The sequence below is a fragment of the Candidatus Paceibacterota bacterium genome, assembly GCA_035404205.1.
Classification (GTDB): domain Bacteria; phylum Patescibacteriota; class Minisyncoccia; order UBA6257; family JAVHQB01; genus JAVHQB01.
This window is the reverse complement of record DAONGQ010000001.1, coordinates 1-22,949: the sequence shown is the minus strand read 5'-3', so window position 1 is coordinate 22,949 and position 22,949 is coordinate 1. Positions and strand designations below refer to the sequence as shown.

Genomic DNA, 22,949 nt, shown 5'->3' with positions numbered 1-22,949 from the left:
GTAATTTATTCTGGTACTGCCATTACCTATACTCACACCGGATTAACCAATGGCACCCAATATTCTTATAGGGTTTGCGCTATTGATGCGGCTCTCAATATGTCTACTGGTACCACTGCTAGCGCTACCCCTGTGACTATTACTCCAGGCGCAGTAACGGTTTCTCCTTCATCGGCCACCTATGTCGCTGCCTCTGGAACCATTCAAACCACCTTTAATAGCTCCGTGGCCATAACTTCTTGTGATTATACTATCAATAATGGTACCAATTGGGCTGCGGGAACAGTGAGCGGTACCTTGCCTAATTATAATTGCACAGGTTCATTTGCTTCTCTCACCAATGGGACGAACTATACCTTTAATATGAGAGCCACTAATGCTAATGGCACTGTTACGGCTACTGGAGTCACACTAACTGCCGATTCAGTATTGCCCACAGCTGCTGATAATTGGACGGATGTTTGGACGGCGACAACCTCACTAACTGTGACCATTACTCCAACCGATAGCGGCTCAGGAGTAGGGACAACAAAATATTGTGTGGACACAGCTAACACTTGCAATCCATCTCTCGGTTCTGTTGGGACTTCAGTCTCTGTTACTTGTGGGGCAGGCACTGTCTGCACTCAGTATGTCCGCTATGCTACTTGGGATGTGGCAGGAAATGCCTCGGCTATTTATTCTAAACCAGTGAGACAGGATAGCCAGGCGCCCACTAATCCAAGCTTAACGGCTACTCCAGGCAGCGGGCAGATAGCTCTCTCATGGACAGCTGCCACAGATAGCGGTTCTGGTCTACATTCCACTACACCTTACAAGGTGGTCTTTGCCACAGGAGCAACTGCTCCTGCTAACTGTAGTGGAACAGCTTTGTATTCCGGTACAGCCACGACCTATACCCATACGGGCTTAACTAATGGCAATACCTATTCCTATCGTGTCTGCGCTTTAGATGCCCTCTCTAATACTTCTACTGGAGCAACCGCTAGCGCTATAGCTGGCAATACTTTGCCTACAGCTGGCACTCTTACAGCTACTCCTTCCACTGCTTCATATATTCCTGGCACAGTCACTACCCTCACAGCTAGCTTTACTAGCAGCGTGACTATTTCTTCCTGCGAGTACACTTTGAATGGCGGCACCAATTGGTATGCAGCTACCCTCTCCGGTTCTGTTCCTAACTATACCTGCACTCAATCTAACATTACCGGTTTTGCTGATGGCTCGTCATACACGCTGAATATGCGGGCGACGAATAGCGCCGGCACCACTACGGCTACCGCTCTTACAAGAACTGGAGATACCGTTGCTCCTACTGTCACCGATAACTGGACAAACAACTGGACGGCAACTTCTCCTGTCACTGTGACTCTTACTCCTACTGATGCCAAATCTGGAGTAGCCGCTACCAAATACTGCGTAGATACGGCTAATTCCTGTACGCCGGCAACGACAGGAACCTCTGTGTCTGTCACTTGTTCTGCCGGCTCCACTTGCACCCAATATGTGAGGTATGCTGCTTGGGATAACGTGAATAACGCTTCGGCTATTTTCTCTGAAACAGTGAGACAGGATAGCCAGGCGCCTACAGATGGCACTCTTACTGTTACTCCAGGATCTTATCAGAACTCTTTATCTTGGTCCGGCTTTTCTGATGCTGGTTCTGGTTTGGCATCAACAAATACTTATAAAGTGGTATATGCCAATACTGCTACTCCTAGTGCGAATTGTGTAGATGGGCAACAGATATATTTAGGTACTGCTACCTCATATAGCCATACTAACTTATCGGGTGGGACCACTTATTATTATCGTGTTTGCGCCTATGATGCTATGAGTAATATTTCTGCGGGAGCTACTAATTCCGGTGTACCTACCACTACTACCACTACTACTACCCAGCCAGCTGCTACATGGACGCTTAATGCTGCTAGTGGTAGCACCTGCAGTACAGTCTGCTCAGGTCTTTCTAAGTTATGCTCGGGAATTTCTACTACATCGGGAGGAACTGGCGGATATGGTGATAGTACCTATGAGTACTATAGTACTTCATGCACAGTTAAAACTAATGGATCCTGCTCAACAGCAATGACAAAGAAACAAAATGTTTGCGCAGGAAATACCGCATACTGGACTTATTGTAAATGTGATAATACTCCTTCTTGTACCTCTAGCGGTGGAACTTGTATGAAAGACTTGACTACGTGCCAAAATTATCCAGGTTGTCCTTTGGATGCTTCTGGATGTGCAGGGGTTTGTTGTCTGCCAAACTGCTAATAGCTTAAAATGATGAAAATCAAGGCTCAGTCTTTAACAGAAATTCTTATCGCTCTCTCCATAGGAGTGATGTTTATCAATGTGGGCATTTTGGCCATGTCAACAAGCAATGTAATGGCGCGGGTGAATAAGGCCAATAATTTTGCTCTTTCACTTCTTAAAGGACAGAAAAGCGTCTTAGAAACGATGGCTAGGAATGATTGGCACTCTATTGCTGATTTAACTATTGGGAAGCATTACAAGCTAGCGCAACAAAATAACACTTGGGTAGTTCAATCGGGAGAAGATAAAGCTTTTGATGAAAAACCGCCTGTCGCTCAATGGACTTTTGACGAGGGTGCAGGAACTGTGGCTTATGATAATGTTGGGACTAATAACGGAACGCTCGTTAATGCTCCCACTTGGCAGAGCGCTCCTAACTGCGTAAATGGAAGCTGTTTAGGTTTTGATGGAAGTAGTAACTATGTAGATGCTGGGAACGGTACCAATTTAATGCCCTTATCTATCACCGCAGAAGGTTGGATTAAATTTAATGGTACGACTTCTTGGATGCTGATAGATAAAGGATCTGGCGGTACTTCCGGTGCCTATTATATATATGGCGATAACCTTTCTAGCTGTATGTGGAGCATTTTCGGTCCTACGGGCACTAGATATAATGCAGGATTTAATACTACGTTTACAACAGGAGTTTGGTACCATTTAGTGGGAACATTTGATGCTTCATCTGGTCTTATGAAATCATATGTAAATGGAATCTTAAAATCTACTACTACGGCATCATTAGGGTCAAATACTGCGAATGTTTTAATAGGAAAATATACCTCCAACTACTATACGAACGGTGTTATAGACGATGTTCGTATTTATGATTATGCCCTAAGCGATAGCCAGGTAAAACAGCATTATAATGCGGGACTCAATAGGTTGGGGCTTGTGGCTCAATGGAGTCTAGATGAAGGGAGCGGCACGATAGCTTATGATTCCCAGGGGGCTCACAACGGAACGCTTGTTAGTGGTCCTTCCTGGCAAACCACTGGCTGCGTGGCTGGTAGCTGTCTTGACTTTGATGGCGTAGATGACATAGTTCAGGCTGGCACGGGTAACGATTATTTCCCTTTATATAATTTCTCCGTGTGCGCGTGGATTAAAACGCCGGGATTGGCGTCAGGGATGGTAATGAACGGTATTTTTAGTTTGACGTATGGTCTTACCATGTTTTTAAATAGTGCCGGACAATTCACGTGTTTGTTGGATAGTGGATCGACCCAGCCCACGGTAGTGGCACCTGATAATTTGTATGATAATCAATTCCATAATGTTTGTTTTACCTATGGCGGCACCAACGAGAATTTGTTTATTGATGGAGTAAATAAAAAAACCGTGGCTGCTACATGGTCAGGAACCAGTAGGTGGCCAACCAATGCTTGCAATATTGGTAATGAAATTAACAATTCCAATCATAAGTTTAATGGTCTCATTGATGAAGTGCGTATTTATAATCGCGCCCTGTCTCCTGATGAAATAGCTAATCAATATAAAGATGGTTATACAAGATATTTTTATGTTAATAATGTCTCTCGAAGTATAACCAGCGACCCGACAGTCTCAACTCATAATCTAGAAACGACGTATAACAAGGACCATGATGACCCCAATACCAAGAAAATAATTAATGTCACTCGCTATTTGTTGGGTGCTCCCGGAAGAGTTAATACGCAAGAGCAATACTTAACTCGAGCTTTTAATGTTAACAGTATGGTCCAGAACGATTGGTCTGGTTCAAGCGGCATAGAAGGGCCTACCATGGAATGGGGCAAGGATTACGCCAATGCTAGCAATATTTCTACTATTGTGCCCGGACAAATATCGCTAACGTCTGTTGCCTCTAGCGGCACATTAACTTCATCAGTGATAGATACGCAAAGCGTAAAAGGCGCTGGCTACTTTAATCTTTTGTGGAAAGGAACGTTGTGTTCTAGCTGTGTGGTTAAATTCCAAATAGCTGCCTCCAATTCTATGACTGGACCTTGGACATACTACGGACCAACCAGTACCAGCGATTATTACATCCCCTCTGGGGCGGGAATAATAGTGCCTATTACCTACGCAGGCCTTTATTCTGCCAATGCGGCATCGGTTCAAAACAAGCGTTATATTCGTTATCAGATAACTTTAGTTCCCGCTATTAATACCTCGCCGACGGTAACAAGTGTTATAATTAATTATGCGCCGTAAGAATGTAATTAATTTACACATTTTCAATTTTCAATTTTCAAATAAATTCTAATTTACACAGAACATTCATGGATTACAATCTGGAGGAAAGAACAGAAAAATTTGGTGAGAGTATTATTTTATTTTGCCAGCAACTAAGGAATAACCCTATCAATGCACCCCTCATCACTCAAATAATCCGTTCCGCTACCAGCATAGGAGCAAATTATTGTGAAGCTAATGAAGCCAGTTCTAAAAAGGATTTCTACAACAAAGTTTACATTAGTAAGAAAGAAGCACACGAGACCAAACATTGGCTAAGAATGTTATCCATAGGCAATCCTGACCAATCCGATACTTGTCGTAAGCTCTGGAAAGAATGCCAAGAAATAGTGCTGATACTCTCAAAAATTGTCGACAGTTCCAAGAAGGGCAAGTTATCTAAGTAGTGTAAATTATTTAGTAAATTGTAAATTGTAAATTAACAGAGTATTAACATTATTTAGCCTTTAAAATTATAACTAACATGTTTCCCAAATTCCAAAGCCAGAATTTTAAGTTTTATCCTCGTCCAACGAAGAGAGGTTTTACTTTGGTGGAACTGCTTATCTATAGCGTACTGTTTGTGGTAGTAGGAGGATTAGTGACTGGTATTGCTTTAAATATCAAAAAAAATGCAGCTTCTAATGAGGCGCAAAGAGTGGTTGATGACACCGTAATAGATATCGAAAGGAGGTTAAATAATAGCATTGGTAGTGCCGCCTCCATTAGCAGCGCTACCAGTGGCGCTATTACTATGATTCCCACTGATAGCGATTCAGAAATAGCCTATAGTTTGAGCGGAGATTCTATTTTCTACCGTGAAGGGTCGGCCGAGGCTGTTCCTATTACTGGCGCAGATGTTAAAGTAGATTATTTTGATTTTAAAATAGTGCCTTCGCAAAGTGTAGGAATTGATCCGGTTAACAGATGGGCTTACAACGATTTGTTTGGCTGGATAGATTTTAAAAGCAATAATAGCGTCATCATTCCCACTATTCCTGGCGACCTTAACGGGGTAGCTTGGGGAGAAGGCTGTGGCGATGTCTTTCTCAACTGTATTGCCACTAACAATTGCGCTACCTCTAATTATAAGGTTTCTGTTGATAAAAATGGTAATCTTTCTGGTTATGGTTGGTCTGAATCTATGGGCTGGATTAGCTTCTGTGGGAATAGCGGTGGTACTGGCGGTTGTGCCCCTTCGAGTGTAAATTATGGAGTCACTATTAATCAATCAACAGGGGAATTCTCTGGTCAGGCCTGGTCAGAAGTAGCTGGCTATATTAGCTTTAATTGTTTAACTGGTGGAAGTGACGCCACCAATGTTTGCTCATCTTCCAATTATAAGGTTCAAGATACAAGAACAAAGGCCGCTACTATAGTTTTAAATCTTAAAGTAAGCTACAATGTTTCCCCTTATCAAAATGTTTCTCGATCTGAAAATCTAACTTTTACCATAAATACTCCTTCAAAAATTACTATTACTTCTATTTCACCCGTATCTGGAACAGGAATCGTAAGCGGATTTACTGTTCATGGTACTTATTTTAAACCCGGAGCTACCATAAAATTGGTGAGGAGTGGTTATCAAGATGTCTACCCTACTACGCCAGTAGCTGTTTCTAGTAGTTCTTTACTTAGTGGGGGTATCTTTGATTTAACTAATGTAGCGAGTGGAACTTGGGGGATACAAGTCACTAATCCAGATGGGCAAATAGGCGTATTGCCCGTTGCCTTTACTAAAAATTAGACTCAAAGTTTTTCAATAGTTTTATATTAATAATATGGTTTTTAAAAAAGGAGCTTCAGCATTAGCATCAATGATAGCACTAGGCACCATCATTGTTTTGGTGACGGGAACGACCATGTGGATAGAGAATAGCCGTCTAGCTAATTATACTTCCAATACTAATAGCAATCAGGTTTTGGTGGCTACTGATAGCGGCTTGCAAGATGCCCTCTCAAGGCTAAATCTTCAACCGAGCGTGACGGATTATTCAACTATAATGGACGGTATTACTGTGGGTGTTTGTTACTATCCTGATACTCCCAATACTGGGGTCTATACCATTAGAACTAAGGCTATCAAAGGCGGTATTACTAGAAGCTTGAAAGCTTTAGCGAGTCGTGATGCCGATACTTTAAAATTTAAAATATATTCCCAAGAAGAAGAAATTGATACTCCTTGTGTTGTTCAAGAAATGACTGTTCCAAATGCACCGCAAAATCTCGTATGGGCAGGATCTACTAGTGGCGGAGTTAATCTTACCTGGTCTGCTCCAATGGGCGCGGATTCAGCCAGTATTAGTAACTACAAAGTGTATAGAGGGGTAACATCTGGAGGAGAAACACTATTAACTACCCTGGGCAATACTCTTTCTTATTCTGATACAGGTTTAACTGATAATGCTAATTATTATTATAAAGTTTCAGCTGTAAATGCTATAGGCGAGGGTCCTTTGAGCGGAGAAACTTTAGCTATTCCTGGGCAGCCTCCTACAGCAGGAGCAGTTACAGTGTCAAACTATGCTTATGGCAATTATGTAGGAGCTACTTATCAGATTTCTACTCCCTTTACCAGCTCTAATACCGCTATTTCTTGCGATTATTCTACCAATGGTGGCACGACTTGGTCTGGGGCAACCCTTTCTGGCGCCTTACCAAATTATACCTGCTCAAAAACAGGCGTAACTGCCCTAGATAATATTTCTTATAGTATCAATATGAGACTAACTAATAGCATAGGCGCTAACTCAGCGAGTGCTATTACAAAAACAGGGGATGCTACTGGGCCCACAGTGGTAGATAATTGGGATGATTCTAATTGGACCATTAATAGTCCAGTTACAATCACTCTTGCTCCTACAGATTCTGGCGCGGGAGTATCTACCACTAAATATTGCACAGATACGAACAACTCCTGCAACCCATCAGCTGGAACCACTGGCGTATCAACCTCGTTTACTTGTTCCGCTAGTAGTAATTGTACTAATTATATACGATATGCTGCTTGGGATAATGTAAACAATGCTTCGCAAATTTATTATAAAAGAGTGCGGCAAGATAAATTAGTTCCTACTGATGGAACTTTGACAGTTACTCCAGGGAATTATCAAAATAGTCTTTCCTGGTCTGGTTTTTCAGACACTGGATCTGGGTTGGCAGCTGCTAATACTTATAAAGTCGTTTTTTTAACTACCGGGGCGCCTAATGCCGCTTGTTCTAACGGCACCCAGGTGTATTTAGGTTCGGGTACTTCGACTATCCATACCAGCTTAACTGGCGGAACTACTTATTATTACCGCGTTTGTGCGTATGATACAGTGGGTAACATCTCTAATGGAGCCACAGGTAACGGAGTACCAACTACAACTACCACAAGTACTACGCAACCAACTTGCAGTTGTGGTTCATGGAGTGCTTGCTCAGGTTGTTCGTATTCTACAACTTGCGCAACATCTGCTACTGGCACTCAAACCCGTACTTGTAGCCCTTCTGGTTGCCTCTCAGAGTCCCAATCTTGCACCTGTACCAGGAGCACAGATGGTGTGTCTTGCGGCTCTTGTACTGGTTCTTATACTGGAGGGACCTGCGATACAACTTGTGAAGGGAATCAAAATGTTTGTAGCGGTGGAACCTGCTCCTCAACTATTTCTTGCAGCTGTGGCACTAGAAGTACCAGTGGAACAACTTGTGGTACCCCGACGTATAGCAACTGTGGAGGTTGTGTTTTGAATGGTGGTTGCACCGGAGAAAAGGTATGTGATTATACGACCTATTCTTGCAACGGCTCTGGGTCTTGTGTGTCTGCTACTGACCCAGGGGGCGGGATTCAAAGCTGTACAGCATCTAATGGGACTGGTTGCGGAACTACTTACTCTTCCTGGAGCGGATGTTCTGGAGATGGCTCTTGTGGCGCCTATCCTTGGCGGCAATATAGAACCATTTATAATTGGCATTGTAGCAGCGGTTCATGCGTTCAAGATGGTACTTGCACAAATTGTGATAGTAGGTGCTGTACACCAGTGTAATTGGCGCAGACAATTTGTGACTTTAAATAGTTAAGTGTTTTTGTTATGATACACTAAGCAAGTCTTATATTTTCAAGATTAATAACTGATTAGAAGAAGGAATGTCTTTAGAAGAATTCAAAACATTGTTATTGCCCAAAGAAAAAATTGTTGGTATAGAATTAACTGATACCTATATTAAAGGTTTGGGCTTTAATAGCGACCTAAATTCTACTTGGGTTGATTTTCAGGTGGGGCTACCCAAGGGGATAGTTAATGGCGGGAATTTATTGAAACCGGATTTATTAACTAATATCCTAGCTCAAACGAGGGCTACTTATTTTGGTCAAAGAAAAGAAGAAAAAACTTATGTAATCCTGTCTTTGGATACTAATCTTTTTTATACTAATGTTTTAAGCTTGCCCAATATTTCTTCCGAAAAAGATTTACAAGAAGCGATTAGGTTGAATACGAGTTTGGTATCGCCCATTAAGCTAGAAGAAGCATATTTTGATTTTGAGGATTGGACACTTCCAGAGGATGTTAATAAAAAAATTTTTATTACTTTGGCGCCCAAAACCAAAATTGACCCTTACCTAAAATGCTTTGGCGACAGTGGCTTTGAAGTTTTGGCAGTAGAATTCCATCTTTTGGGGTTAAATCGCCTGGTTTGCAGCTATACCAATGCCCAGAATAGCAGTTTTCTTCTCTTAAATTTCAAACCAGAGGGAGTAAATATGGCTATTAGCGATGGTAACAATTCTTTGCTTTTGCCAACATTTGAATCTTGGGTTGATATGCTTAACGACTCTAAGGAGAAAAATATATCAGTGGAAGCGTTAAAAAAGTACTTGGGCCTTGAAGTTCCCAAGTTAATCTCATATCTAGCAAGCCACTACAACCAAACTATTGATGGCTTTCATATCCTTAGTAATAACGCCGTTTTTAATGAGCAGATTTCTCAATATTTGATAGCTGATTTTGGTTTCAAACCTTTTAGCCTAACTTTACCAAGTTTTCTTCGCCAAAGAAGTAGCGATGACTATACACTTATCGGGACAGCTTTGAGAGGGCTGGTTCGTCGAGAAAATGATTCTATGGTAAGCCTTATGCCAGTGGGGACAGAAGAAAAATACAAAGAAACGCGCAATTATAATTATTTTTCTTTTTGGGTGAAGTCGGTAAGTTTTGTGATGTTATTTGTGGCTTGCGTATTTGTTGGCGTGGACTTTATTTTATTCAGGCCTACAGTCAAAAATGTGATGAGCAATAATCTTAGTGTTAATATTAGTCCTGCGCAAAGACAAGAGGCTTCCTTACTCAAAAAAGAAGCAGATGACTTTAACAGGAATTTGGATGTAGCCATTAATCTTAACCAAAAAAGATATAATTGGCAGACAGTATTAGATGCTCTCAGCGCCGATAATGCTGTTGGTCTAGAAGGCGTAAAAATGATTAGCTCGGATAGTGATAAAAAAATTACAGCCACCTTTATAACAGCTACCAGGGAAAAGGCTTTGAGTTTTAGGGATTACATAAAACAGCAACCTTTTGTTAGCAGCGTAGAGATGCCAGCTAAATTGTTCACAGAGCAACCGGGTCAGCAATTAGTGCAGTTTGATTTGATAATTGGGCTTAAATAAGTCCATCTCACCTGTCACGCTATTCAATGCGGGTTTAGACATGAAATTTATTTATTTTACGTTTTTGGTTAGAATTAGTATTTGTTTTACAAACTTTATAACTTTATAAACTGACTGGCATGAAAGCTTTTACAAAGCAAATAGTTAAGGTAGTAGAAAAAGATGACAAGGAATTAGCTTCCCTTATTAAGGGAGAGATAGAGCGTCAAGAAAATACTTTGAACCTGATTCCCTCAGAAAACATTGCGCCTTTATCTTTATTGTCAGTAGTTGCCACTCCCTTAATGAATAAATATTCGGAAGGCTACCCAGGAAAAAGATATTATCCAGGTAATAAAGAAATAGACAAAATTGAACTTTTAGCGCAAAAAAGAGCGAAAAAACTTTTTAATTTGGGCAATGATTGGCAGGTTAATGTTCAGCCCTATTCCGGCTCGCCAGCCAACATGGCTGTTTATTTTGGATTAATCCAATCAGGAGATATTGTTATGGGCATGAATTTGGCTTCAGGGGGGCACCTCACTCACGGACACAAGGTTAATTTCTCTGGGAAATTTTATAATTCTGTTCAATACGGTGTTAATAAAATTACTGGTTTGATTGATTATGAAGAGTTGGAAAAATTAGTCCAACAACACAAACCAAAATTGATTATTTCCGGTTATACTGCCTATCCCCGAGAAATTGATTTTAAGCGAATAGGTCAAATCGCTAAAAAATATGGAGCTTTTCATTTGGCTGATATTTCCCATATTGCCGGTCTGGTGGCTTCTGGCTTGCATTCCAACCCTTTTCCTTGGGCGGATGTGGTTATGATGACTACCCATAAAACATTAAGAGGTCCTCGTGGAGCCGTTATTTTTGCTCGCACAGATTTAATGCCTTTGATAGATAAAGCAGTTTTCCCTGGTTTGCAAGGAGGACCCCACGATAATATTACAGCGGCCAAAGCCTTAACTTTTTATTTAGATAAAAAGCCTGGCTTTAAGAAATACGCAAAAGGAATCTTAAAGAACGCCAAAGTTTTGGCTCGAGAACTGCAAAAAAACGGTTTTACGCTATTGACTGGCGGCACAGATAATCATTTGATGCTCATCGACTTAAATCCTATCCATCTTGACGGCAAAACAGCGGAAATGCTTTTAGAAAATGCCGGTATATTGGCTAATAGAAACTCTTTGCCTTTCGATACGAAGCCCTTTAATCCTACTGGCTTAAGACTAGGCACGCCCGCGCTCACTAGCCGAGGGTTAGGTGAAAAAGAAATGAAACTTATTGCGTATTGGTTCAAGGAGGTTCTCATTACCAAAACTGAGCCAGCGTTAATAAATAAAGAAGTAAAAAAATTGTGTCGGCAGTTTCCATTGCCTTATTAATCAATCTTCAGTATTCATGAAATTAACCTTTCATGGCGGTATTAACGAAATCGGCGGGAATAAGATTTTACTGGAAGATAAGGGGACCAGATTGTTTTTAGATTTCGGTAAAAGCTATAAAGAGGCGGGTAAGTACTTTGAAGAGTTTCTGCAGCCTCGAGCTTATCATGGCATCCATGATTTTTTATCGTTGGGCTTGATACCCCAAATGGAAGGTATTTATAGGCTAGATTTTTTACATATGCTCGAAGCGGAAAATAATTTGCCTTTCGCTCTCCATAAAGAGCCTGCGATAGATGGATTACTTTTATCCCATGGGCATATGGACCACGTAGCCGACGTTTCTTTTTTAGACGAGAGGATTCCTGTTTATACTTCTGGAGAGACTAAGTCAGTAATAGAAGCTTTTTCGGTGGTAAGACCAGCTAATTTGGAAAATGAAATTGTTACCTTCAAAACCAGGGGGTTAGGTCATAAAAATAGCGCTGTGAAACAAAGAGACATTAGGGCGGTAATGCCTGGGCAAACTTTTAAAATTAAAAACTTAGAAATTACTCCTTATGCTATGGACCATTCGGTGCCGGGAGCCATGATGTTTCTTATCAGAACCAGCGCAGGTAATTTGCTGTACTCGGGGGATTTTAGGCTTTATGGAGAAAGAGAAAAAATAGTAAGAGAGAGTCTAGCTGCTCTTGCCAAAGAAAAAATAGATATCTTCCTTTGCGAGGGCACAAGAATTAAATCAGAAAATAAAATTGGTGAAGATGAAGTCTATAAAGAAGCTTATGAATTAATCAAAAGCGCTCAGGGCTTGGTAGCCACAGATTATTCTATTGCCGATGTCAGCCGTTTCGCCACCCTTTCTAAATTAGCTCAAGCGGTTCAAAGAAGTTTTGCTATTCCCGCTAATAATTATTATTATTTGAATTACCTGAGGGAAAAGCAGCTCTTGCCTTGCAGCCTAGATAATGTTTTAATCTACCATCGGCTGAAAACGGTTTATAGCGATTGGGAAAAAGAATTACTCCAACAGAATAAAGATATTTGTGTGGTTAGCGCAGAAGAAATTAGAGAAAACCAAAACCACTATCTTTTGGGGTTAGGTTTTTATCAAATCCAGGAACTGATAGATTTGAAACCGGAAAAGGGAAGTATGTTCTTTAGGGCTAGTACCGAACCGCACAGTGAAGAAATGGCCATTTCGGAAGAACGCTTTAATAATTGGATACACTTTTTTGGCATGAGCGACCCCGTGCGAGCCCATGCTTCTGGGCATATCTCTGGCTTGGAATTAGGGGAAGTGATGGATATCCTTAAGCCTAAATTAGTTATTCCTATTCACACTGAATATCCGGAGGAATTTAAAAAGATTGCTCCCAATGTACAATTAGTAGAGAAAGGAGTGACATACGAGTTTTAGGATACATCAATTTTCAATTTACCAATTTTCAATTTTCAAATAAACTCTAATTTACGCAGAGCGTTCATGGATTACAATCTGGAGGAAAGAACAGAAAAATTTGGTGAGAGTATTATTTTATTTTGCCAGCAACTAAGGAATAACCCCACCAATACGCCTCTCGTCATCCAATAAATACTATCGATAGTTCATTCAGAACACTCCACTGTCTGTTGTAAGCTATGGAAAGAGTGTCAGGAGATAGTGCTGATACTCTCGAAAATCGTTGACAGTTCCAAGGAGGGAAGGCTATCCAAGTAGTGTAAATTATTTAGTAAATTGTAAATTTGTAAATTAATATTTCATGCAACTTATTGACGGGAAAAAGATAGCTCAAGAACTGGAAGCGGAAACTAAAACTAAATTAGTTTCTTTTAGGAATCTACATAAAGGCGTAGTTATTAAAATCGCCGTAGTGGTTTTGGGCGACGATTCTGCCACGAATATATTCATTCGGAAAAAATGGCAGATGGCCCAAAGACTGGGAATTGGTTTTAAAATTTATCGTTATCCGGCAAACATCACCACCGAGAAATTAAGAAAAGAAATAGCTCTGATTGGCAGGATGCCGGCCGTTAAGGGCATAATAGTGCAATTACCATTGCCCGAGAGAATAAATGTTAGGAGTGTTTTAAATGCTATCCCATCCAACAAAGATGTAGATTCTCTCTGCGAGAAAAATTTGGGTAAATTGTATAACGGTAGCAATATCATATTACCGCCAGTGACGGCTGCCTGCGCTTGCATTTTAGCTAGTTTAAAAATCGATTTAAGAGGAAAAAATGTGGTGGTGATGGGCAGAGGAAATTTGGTGGGAAAACCGACTGCGATTTGGGCGATTAACCAAGGGGCGACGGTGAGTATTCTTAACAGCAAAACTGTTGATGCAAGCCATTATCTAAAAGAAGCAGACATCATTGTCACGGGGGTGGGGCAGCCGGGTTTAATTAATAAAAATAATGTCAAAAGCGGGTCCATTATCCTAGATGCTTCGTATGCCCATAAGGATGGTAAACCTTGTGGAGATTGTGATGTCCTTAGCCTAGAAAAAACTGATTGCCAAATCACTCCTGTTCCAGGAGGAATTGGCCCCATCACAGTCTCTATGATATATGTTAATCTTTTGAAACTTTTGGAAAATTCTTATTAGTTTAGTTTTGACAGAGGTGCCGTTTATAAGCTATAGTAGTGGCAAATTTTAGCCGAGGTGGCGGAATCGGTAGACGCACAGGACTCAAAATCCTGCGAGGTTTCCCTCATGAGGGTTCGAGTCCCTCCCTCGGCACTTTTTATAGTTATTTATGATTACTCGCCTGGGGCGAGTTTTTATGTTATAGTATGACGGTAATAAATAACTAATGGCTAAAGTTGTTGCTATCTGTAATCAAAAAGGGGGAGTCGGAAAAACTACCTTAGCGATAAACCTAGGAGCCTATTTAAGTGTCTTGGGGAAAACAGTTCTCCTTATAGACTTGGACCCTCAGGCTAATGCGACATCAGGCTTGGGACTTGTGCCAGAAGAGCAAAAGGACACCGTTTATACTCTACTCTGGAATGCAGGGTCTCTTCTCCGTTGTATCAAATCAACGGGAATGCTAAATTATGACCTAATCCCATCTAATCAAGATTTAGCTGGCGCGCAGATTGAGCTTTTAAATACCGAAAGCAGGGAAGCTCATTTGAAATTGATTATTGAGCCTCTTTTGAAGTTGTACGATTATATATTAATTGATTTGCCACCATCACTAAATATTACCAACTTGAATGGGCTCATGGCCTCTGATTATATTTTGATTCCTGCGCAAACTCAATATTATGCGCTGGAGGGCTTGGCCCAAATAAAAAAATCTTTGGATCTTATTAAGGAAAATCTGGGACACAACTTAGAAATTTTGGGCGTAGTTTTAACTATGTATGACAAGAGGAACAAACTAGACCAGATGGTTGCTAAAGACATAAGACGCAACTTTTCAGGGTTTGTTTTTAACACCGAAATACCTCGCCAAGTACAGTTGGCAGAAGCTCCAAGTTTTGGGAAAACTATTTTTCAATATAGGCCATTATCTGATGGCGCTCAAGCTTTTAGGCAGCTGGCTCAAGAATTTATTGCAAGAATGGAGGGCAACTAAATTTAATAAGCTAAGCAAGAAATTGAAAAACGTAGCCAAGTATAATCGAAATTATTTAGTAAATTCGTAAATTGTAAATTGAAAATTATTTTTGCTCATGGACGACTACTCAAACGGTAATATAAACGGAACCAATTATTTAGACAATGGAGGTCTCGGAAGAGGACTGCAGTCTTTAATTCCCAATAAAATGCATCCTTCGGCAAGCTCAGGACAAGTTCCTTCGGCAGGCTCAGGACAAACCTCCGCGCCAATATTTAATGACCCTGCTAGCACAATGATGTTTGGCAAAAAAGAACTAGATTCTACCGATACAATCGGGGCAAACCAAGGAAAGGTACTAACCCCTCCTTCTTCTATAGATACTCCCACTATCGCCAATTCTTATGTGTCGCCTATTTTTTTGGAGGATGACGTAGACCATAACGACAAAAATGATGTTGATATAAAATTTGATAATAATGTTTTTGATTTCAGCTCTCTTTCTTCTCTAGATTCTCAGGAAGGTTACTCCGATGCTTCTTTTGCAGGCCATTCTAATCACATTACGGCTAATGGCTCAGAGGAACACGAGGAAACTATTTCCTCAATAGCGCCAAATTTATCCGAGATAAAAAACAATGTTCCTGGCGAGGAAGCTAACTCCAGGCAAAAATTTGAATCTGCTTCGCCTTTATCTCCTCTAGATTTGGACCCCATTCAATCATTGCCAAACGAAGATATCTCCTTAAATCATAACCCTACTTCTTCAGTCGATTCTAAACAAGACTTTAGCGATATTAAAGGTAAAATATTCCAAATCGAGGTAGATAAGATTATTCCTAATACTCAACAGCCTCGTCAAGATTTTAATAACGAGAGTTTATGGGAATTAGCTTCTTCTATTAAAGAATACGGTATTTTGGAGCCTCTGGTAGTGAGCCGACAGGAAGAAGAAACGGAAAACGGTACTAAAGTTCACTATCAATTGATTTCTGGAGAAAGAAGATTAAGAGCCTCTAAGCTTTTAGGTTTGAAGACGGTGCCTGTTATTATCAAGGAAAGTTTAGATGAGAAACTAAAACTAGAGTTAGCACTAATAGAAAATATTCAAAGAGAAGATTTAAATTCTATCAGCAAAGCGCGGGCATTCACTAGACTTATGAATGAGTTTGGCTTATCTCAGCAGGCGGTGGCTACCAAGATGGGTAAAAGTCGTGAATATGTAGCCAATATTCTCAGGCTTTTGCAACTCCCTTATGAAGCTCAAAAAGCCATGGAAGAGGGGAAGATTAATGAGGGTCATGCACGCGCTATTCTGCTCTTACCCAACCCTGAAAAAAGAAGAGCTCTTTTAGGAATTATTTTGTCGAAGAATATTTCTGGCAGGGAAGCCGAAGAAATTGCCAAATCTTACCTGAGCCCAGAAATGTTGAGCCAGAAAACAAGAGGCAATAGAATGTCTGCTTCCATGAATAATTCTGACTTGCAATTGAAAGAACTCTTGGAAAATATTTTTAAGACAAGAGTCGATTTCAAGAAAAAAGGAGAACAGGGGGAAATTGCCATTAAGTTTTATAGCAAAGACGAATTAGAAACAATTCTTAAAACCCTTTTAGCCAATAAGGATGCTTTAGCGGAGCAAGCATCTCCAAATGTTCAACTATCCGAACCTATTAATAAAACTGGAGCCGATTTGCCAGAATTTGGAACAGTGTAAAATATTCTTGGCTTTAGAGTCTGGAATGTGGCTGCAGTTTGGACATTGGTCATTAAAAATTAGACATTATTGAATCCTATGTCTGCGCCCACAAAAACAAAAGAAGAACTGTATAAAGATTTAATTAAACATCTTGATTATTTATCCCAAGAAGACTTGGATTTTTTAGAGGAAGTTTATAATTTTGCCGTGTCCGCTCATGCCAACCAAACAAGGAAAACGGGGGAAGCTTATATTTGCCATCCCTTGCGCACTGCCTTAGAGTTAACTACTTTAAAAATGGATATGCCTACTATTGCAGCTGGGCTTCTCCATGATACCATAGAGGATACGGCTGTTGACATAGAAATGTTGAGAAAACAGTTTGGTCCAGAAATCGCTTTTTTGGTTAAAGGTGTTAGCAAAGTAGGTGGCCTAAAGTATAAGAATGTTTCAGAAGAGGACAAGCAAGCAGAGAATTTCAGAAACATGATTTTGGCCATGGCTCAAGATATTAGAGTGGTAATTATAAAGTTTGCCGATCGATTAGATAATATGAAAACCCTTTGGGTGTTACCCAAAGAGAAACAACTCAGAATAGCTAAAGAAACACTCGATATTTATGCTTCCATTGCTTATAGATTAGGCATAGGGGTAGTAGGGGCTCAGTTAGAAGATTTAGCCTTTCCCTATGTGTTTCCTAAGGAATATCGTTTAGTTCAGCAACTAATAGGCAAAAAATATAAAGAGAAGGAGAACTTTCTTATTAAAACTGCGCCTGAGTTGAAAAAATATTTGGAAACGAATGGAGTCAAAGTAAGAGAGATTCAGTTTAGAGCTAAACATCTTTTTAGCGTTTGGCGTAAATTACGCAAGGAGGATATGGATATAAACCGGGTTTATGATTTGGTCGCCTTAAGAGTGATTTTAGACACTCCCGAAGATTGTTATACGGCCCTAGGTTTAATTCATCATTTATGGAAACCTTTGCCAACGCGTTTTAAGGACTATATCGCTTTGCCCAAGCCCAACGGTTATCAAAGTATTCATACCACTGTTATTGCCGACGAAGGACAAATTATTGAAGTGCAGATTAGGACGGAAGCTATGCATCAGGCAGCTGAATATGGTATCGCCGCTCATTGGTTTTATGGAGAAAATAAAAGGAAAAAATCCTATAAAAAGGGAGGCAAAATTGATTTTAAGGCTCTTTCTAAGATAGCTTGGGTTTCACAACTGCAAAAATGGCAGCAATCTTTTACTGATAGTTCACAATTTCTAGAGTCGCTTAAAATAGATTTTTTTTCTGATAGAATTTTTGCTCTCACACCCAAAGGGGACGTAATTGATATGCCAGAAGGAGCTACCCCTGTTGATTTTGCTTATTGTATCCATAACGATGTTGGCAATTCCTGTATGGGGGCAAGGGTCAATGGCAATATGGTAGCTCTAGATTCAAAACTGCAGTCGGGAGACGTGGTGGAAATTATTACCAAAAAAGGGAAAAAGCCATCTTCTTCATGGGTGAATTTTGTAAAAATGGCGACAGTGAAGAAGAAAATTCAGGAAGAGGTTCGCAAAGGAGAAAATAAATAACAAAAAAATACTTTTGAAAAAAGAGCCCTTAAAGCTCTTTTTCGTTAGTGCTTTTATATTTGCAATGGCGATTGCTACATTTAATAACAGTGCTGCCGTTTTTTAACTTGTAGCTTGTCAAAGGGTAACCGCACTCAGGGCATTTTTCCCCTGTTGGTTTATAGTTAGAAATAAAGTCGCAGTCAGGGTAACGAGAACAGCCATAAAAAGATTTGCCCTTCTTGCTATGGCGTATGACCACCTCTCCAATTTGGCATTTGGGGCATTTAATATTAAGTTGATTCTGTTTGAGGGTTTTAGTGTTTTTACATTTGGGGAAGTTAGAACAAGCTAGAAATTTTCCAAAACGACCAGTACGAATAACCATAGGTGAGCCGCATTTGTCGCAAATTTCATCAGTTTTCTCTGTGGTATCAATCTTAACAACGCTATTATATTTTTCATCCAAGTTAGCTTTAAAGGGTTCGTAAAAGTCTCTGATGACCTTTACCCAATCGATTTTGTTTTCGGCGATATCATCAAAATTATTTTCTATGGTAGCGGTAAAATTAAGGTCGACAATTTGGGGAAAATTAATTTCTAGCATTTCACAAACCTGAATACCCAAAGGGGTGGGAATAAAAGCACGATTATTCTTTTCCATATAGTAACGATTTTCCAAGGTAGCGATAATAGGCGCATAAGTAGAGGGGCGACCAATGCCATATTCTTCTAATGTCTTTATGAGAGAGGCTTCATTATATCGAGCCGGCGGTTCGGTTTGATGCTCGCTGACTTCAATTTTTTGGATATCTAGATTAGATTGAATTTTAAAAATGTTAGGCCAATCAGTGGGTAAAAAATTATCTTCTTCGGTATTGTTGTTTTCTAGCCTTAGATAACCGTCAAAATCTAAATGCTTTAAGGCGCTATTAAAAACAAATTTATTAGTATTGGTGATAGTTATTTCCAAGGTAACATTAGTATAAACAGCGTCAGGCATTTGCGACATCAGGAAACGATTCCAAATGAGGCTGTAGAGCTTATATTGGTCCGGAGAAAGAGAATCTTTGAGGTCTGTAGGTGTTAGCTGAGGGTTGGTGGGTCTGATGGCTTCATGAGCCTCTTGCGCCAATTTAGCCTTATTTTTATAAAAACGCCCGCCTTTTACGCTATAAGCATTGCCATAAGTTTTTATTAGATAATCTTCAGCTGCTTGTTGGGCTAATTTAGAAATATTTAAAGAATCAGTGCGCATGTAGGTAATCAAGCCAGTCAGTTTCCCATTGAGCGAAATGCCTTCATACAATTCTTGGGCCAAGCTCATGGTTTTCTTGGCAGAAAAATGGAGTCGATTCCAGGCGCCTTGTTGCAGGGTAGATGTAGTAAATGGGGGGTAGGGATGTTTATTCAGCTGTGAAGGCTTTAGCCCAGTGATTTTAGCTAAACCAGTTCTTGCTTCATTGGCTATCTTATTTGCTTCCTCTAGGCTTTTAAAAGTATCTCGAGTAACTTTGGTGGTATTAATTTTATTGAGTTCACCTTTAAATGGATAAACTTTTTTAGCCGCAAAAGTGCCTAAAACTAAATAGTAGGGTTTAATTTCAAAAGCCTTAATTTCTCTTTCCCTGTCGACAATAATTTTTAAGGCTGCTGATTGCACCCTGCCAGCTGATAGCCCTTTCATAATTTTTTTCCATAAGAAGGGGGATAAATTATAACCCACTAAACGATCCAAAACTCTGCGGGCTTGCTGAGCATCTACGAGATGAAGATCAATATCTCTAGGGTTATTTAAAGCTGTTTCAATGGCAGAGGCAGTAATTTCGTGAAAAGTAATCCTTTCAATTTCAGGACGTTCTTTTTTGGTGGCGGTGTCATTGTCTAAAATATATTTAATATGCCAAGCAATCGCCTCACCTTCGCGGTCTTCATCTGTGGCTAGAATAATGCGAGGGGATTGGGCAGCTAATTTTTTGAGTTCAGCCACTGTCTTTTTGGCCTTAGTGGGAATGATATATTGGGGAGCAAAGTTATTTTCTACATCAACTCCCAATTTGCTTTTGGGTAAATCTCTTACATGACCCTTAGAGGCAACAACCGTAAAAGTCTTTTTTTGTTTGTTTAAAAAAGATTCTATAGTTTTGGCCTTAGTAGGAGATTCTACAATAATAAGTGTTTTCTCCATGTTTTATTTGGTAAGATAAATTCTAGGGCGTATTTAAATAAAAATAACCATTACCAGCATCATTGATTAGGCCTTTGAGCTCTAATAATGTCGTGGTAGCTAAAACACAAGCTGGCCTTAGTTTAGCGAGAGTGGCTATTTTGTCAACATGACAGGGGCGGTTGTCTTTAATAATATTTAAAACAAGCCCCTCCTCAGAAGACAGTTTTATATCGGTGCAATCTGTTGGGGGGCAAGCATTGTTTAGGCCAAAGGCTTCAAAGATATCCTCTACTTGTCTTATTGGTTTAGCGCCCTGAGCAATTAAATTGTTTACGCCGACGCTATTGAGATCGAAAATGGAACCGGGTACGGCCAAAATATCCCTATTTTGGTCTAATCCGTATTTAGCAGTAATAAGCGAACCGCTTTTTAGTGGAGCTTCAATTACCAAAATGGCGCGACTTAAACCACTAATAATTCTATTTCTTAAGGGAAAATGATAAGCTAAAGGTGGTGCGTTGGGAGGAAACTCTGAGACGATTGTGCCTTGGGCGATAATCTCTTCTGCTAGAGAGGTGTTGGTAAGAGGGGCAATACCATGCAAACCGGAACCGAGTACGGCTACAGTGTAGCCATTAGACTTTAAAGTTTCACGGTGAGCGTATGAATCAACTCCCAAAGCCAAACCGCTTATGATATTAATATGGTTTTTGGCAAGGGCGGGAACAAATTTTTTGATAATAGTTTCGCCATAAGCAGACATTTTTCTGGTACCAACTATAGCTAAGTTCAAATTAAAATTTTGTGGCAATGGTAATCCTTGGGTATAAAGACCCAAAGGCGGAAAGGGGATTTCTTTTAAATAAGACGGATAATTAGGATCATTTATTGTAGTGAGTTCAATATGAGTATCTGCTAGTTTGGAGTATTCTTTGTCAATAGGGAAGAGAGCTTTCTTGCTTTCCATTCCGCTGTCCTTGGTGAGTTCGGCCAGATTAAGCCAACAATCATTCAGGGTTAATTTATCCTTAAGCACCCAAGTTAACAACTTGAGGCGTTGTTCTCCCAGAATAATATTTAGGGCATGAAGCAACGGAGCGTCGCTCATAGGTTGATAAAAAAAATAATAGCCATTATAATGAAGGAATAGTCAGATATATTATATCCTAGAAAAACCCTAAAAAACAATGGCATGAATGACGAATATAAGAAAAAAATAATCAAAATAGTTGGCATAGGCGTCCTTATTCTGGTAGTATGTATTCTAGTTATTTTTTTTGTGTCCAAAGATGCTGATAAATTGGCCAACAAAGTGGAAACCATAAGAACTCAGGCTCTCCTAGACCAAGCCTTTCTAAAAACTTATAATTTATTATTAGACCAGAAAAAAAACATAATAGTTGATAGCAATGCTTTGAATAATTTATTGCCGACGCCAGACGACTTAATTAATGTTCAGGCTCGTATCCAAGACTTAGGAAAGTCTTCGCAGGTATTGACTACTATCAGTTTTGAAATATTGAACCCTGCCTCTGGTAATGAGCCGGCAAGCCAAAGTTTTCGCCTCAGTTTAACCGGCAATTTACCCAATATTAAACAGTTCCTAGCCGACCTGTCCGATTTGCCTTATTTTATTAAACTAGATTCTTTTAATATTGATAAACAAGATGAGGGGGCGCTCAACAACATAAACAGGGGGATGTATCTGATGAATGCTAACGGTAAGATTTATGTAAATGATAAAAATGCCAATTAATTCAGCAAACAAAATAAATCAGGGAGATTTGAAGTATTTAATCACCTCGCTAGCGCTAATTGTTTTGCTCTTGGGGGTAATTGGTTATGCTTTATTTTTTTTAGTGGGTAAGTCTTGGCAGCTGGTCGGGTTCCCGAAAAAAAATATCCCGGTTGATAACACAAGATTTGATTTGAATAAATTGGACCAGTTCAAAACAAGTTTTCCTCAATTTGGCAAATAAACTTATCTGGTAATTTTTTTTAAAATTTGTTATATTAGTGTGCTTTTGAATTTTTGGGCATATAGCTCATCCGCCTCCGCCGATTGGGCGGATGGCGGAGGTTAGAGCAGCGCCCGTCCGCCGTGGCGGACGGGTAATGACGAGGCCATCAAGAGTGCGGTTAGTTGTTTCTTTTTTTGGGCATATAGCTCAGTTGGTTAGAGCAGCGCCCGCCACGGTGGGTAATGACGAGGCCATCAAGAGTGCGGTTAGTTGTTTCCTTTTTGGGCATATAGCTCATCCGCCGGCTGGCGGAGGTTAGAGCAGCGCCCGCCACGGTGGGTAATGACGAGGCCATCATGACCCAGTTAGTTGTTTCCTTTTTGGGCATATAGCTCAGTTGGTTAGAGCGCGTCAC

General features: G+C 40.1%; 16 protein-coding genes and 1 tRNA gene. 14 read left to right on the top strand and 3 right to left on the bottom strand.

The annotated features are described in order from the left end of the window. The 13 genes from PK547_00085 to PK547_00025 all read left to right on the top strand — a co-directional run. A partial coding sequence (locus PK547_00085) for a fibronectin type III domain-containing protein (GenBank protein ID HPR91131.1) occupies nucleotides 1-2,277 on the top strand: 2,277 nt, incomplete at its 5' end. 9 nt (nucleotides 2,278-2,286) lie between these two features. After that, a complete protein-coding gene (locus PK547_00080) occupies nucleotides 2,287-4,515 on the top strand; it encodes a LamG domain-containing protein (GenBank protein HPR91130.1) in 2,229 nt (742 codons plus the stop codon). Between the two features lie 68 nt (nucleotides 4,516-4,583). Continuing rightward, nucleotides 4,584-4,943, top strand: a complete 360-nt coding sequence (locus PK547_00075) for a four helix bundle protein (protein HPR91129.1) — start codon at nucleotides 4,584-4,586, stop codon at nucleotides 4,941-4,943. 77 nt (nucleotides 4,944-5,020) lie between these two features. Continuing rightward, nucleotides 5,021-6,283, top strand: coding sequence for a prepilin-type N-terminal cleavage/methylation domain-containing protein (locus PK547_00070; protein ID HPR91128.1), 1,263 nt, complete (start codon nucleotides 5,021-5,023; stop codon nucleotides 6,281-6,283). 34 nt (nucleotides 6,284-6,317) lie between these two features. Beyond that, nucleotides 6,318-8,564 (top strand): fibronectin type III domain-containing protein, encoded by a 2,247-nt coding sequence (locus PK547_00065; GenBank protein HPR91127.1) that lies wholly within the window; start codon nucleotides 6,318-6,320, stop codon nucleotides 8,562-8,564. A gap of 101 nt (nucleotides 8,565-8,665) precedes the next feature. Next, nucleotides 8,666-10,186 carry a hypothetical protein gene (locus PK547_00060; GenBank protein ID HPR91126.1) on the top strand — a complete coding sequence of 507 codons (1,521 nt, stop codon included), beginning with the start codon at nucleotides 8,666-8,668 and terminating at the stop codon, nucleotides 10,184-10,186. A 119-nt stretch (nucleotides 10,187-10,305) separates the two neighbouring features. Beyond that, nucleotides 10,306-11,562 (top strand): serine hydroxymethyltransferase, encoded by a 1,257-nt coding sequence (gene glyA, locus PK547_00055; GenBank protein ID HPR91125.1) that lies wholly within the window; start codon nucleotides 10,306-10,308, stop codon nucleotides 11,560-11,562. 16 nt (nucleotides 11,563-11,578) lie between these two features. After that, complete coding sequence (locus PK547_00050; GenBank protein ID HPR91124.1) at nucleotides 11,579-12,982, top strand: MBL fold metallo-hydrolase; 1,404 nt, start codon at nucleotides 11,579-11,581, stop codon at nucleotides 12,980-12,982. Nucleotides 12,983-13,325: 343 nt separating this feature from the next. Further along, the gene (locus tag PK547_00045) at nucleotides 13,326-14,171 is read left to right on the top strand and encodes a bifunctional 5,10-methylenetetrahydrofolate dehydrogenase/5,10-methenyltetrahydrofolate cyclohydrolase (protein ID HPR91123.1); all 846 of its coding nucleotides are present in this window, start codon (nucleotides 13,326-13,328) and stop codon (nucleotides 14,169-14,171) included. A 51-nt stretch (nucleotides 14,172-14,222) separates the two neighbouring features. Then, a tRNA-Leu gene (locus PK547_00040) sits at nucleotides 14,223-14,306 on the top strand. Between the two features lie 73 nt (nucleotides 14,307-14,379). After that, entirely contained in the window at nucleotides 14,380-15,150 is a 771-nt protein-coding gene (locus tag PK547_00035) for a ParA family protein (protein ID HPR91122.1), read from the top strand. Between the two features lie 97 nt (nucleotides 15,151-15,247). Next, nucleotides 15,248-16,849: a ParB/RepB/Spo0J family partition protein gene (locus tag PK547_00030; GenBank protein HPR91121.1), complete on the top strand. Its 1,602-nt coding sequence runs from the start codon at nucleotides 15,248-15,250 to the stop codon at nucleotides 16,847-16,849. 78 nt (nucleotides 16,850-16,927) lie between these two features. After that, the gene (locus PK547_00025; GenBank protein ID HPR91120.1) at nucleotides 16,928-18,424 is read left to right on the top strand and encodes a RelA/SpoT family protein; all 1,497 of its coding nucleotides are present in this window, start codon (nucleotides 16,928-16,930) and stop codon (nucleotides 18,422-18,424) included. A gap of 28 nt (nucleotides 18,425-18,452) precedes the next feature. Here PK547_00025 and topA read toward each other — a convergent pair whose 3' ends face one another. Both topA and dprA read right to left on the bottom strand, forming a co-directional pair. Then, entirely contained in the window at nucleotides 18,453-20,591 is a 2,139-nt protein-coding gene (gene topA / locus PK547_00020) for a type I DNA topoisomerase (protein HPR91119.1), read from the bottom strand. 22 nt (nucleotides 20,592-20,613) lie between these two features. Next, a complete protein-coding gene (gene dprA / locus PK547_00015) occupies nucleotides 20,614-21,681 on the bottom strand; it encodes a DNA-processing protein DprA (protein HPR91118.1) in 1,068 nt (355 codons plus the stop codon). An 84-nt stretch (nucleotides 21,682-21,765) separates the two neighbouring features. On the opposite strand from dprA, the gene pilO reads away from it, so the two are divergent. Further along, nucleotides 21,766-22,329 (top strand): type 4a pilus biogenesis protein PilO, encoded by a 564-nt coding sequence (gene pilO / locus PK547_00010; GenBank protein ID HPR91117.1) that lies wholly within the window; start codon nucleotides 21,766-21,768, stop codon nucleotides 22,327-22,329. A gap of 383 nt (nucleotides 22,330-22,712) precedes the next feature. Here pilO and PK547_00005 read toward each other — a convergent pair. Beyond that, nucleotides 22,713-22,949 (bottom strand): hypothetical protein (locus PK547_00005; GenBank protein ID HPR91116.1); only part of this gene is annotated, 237 nt, incomplete at its 5' end.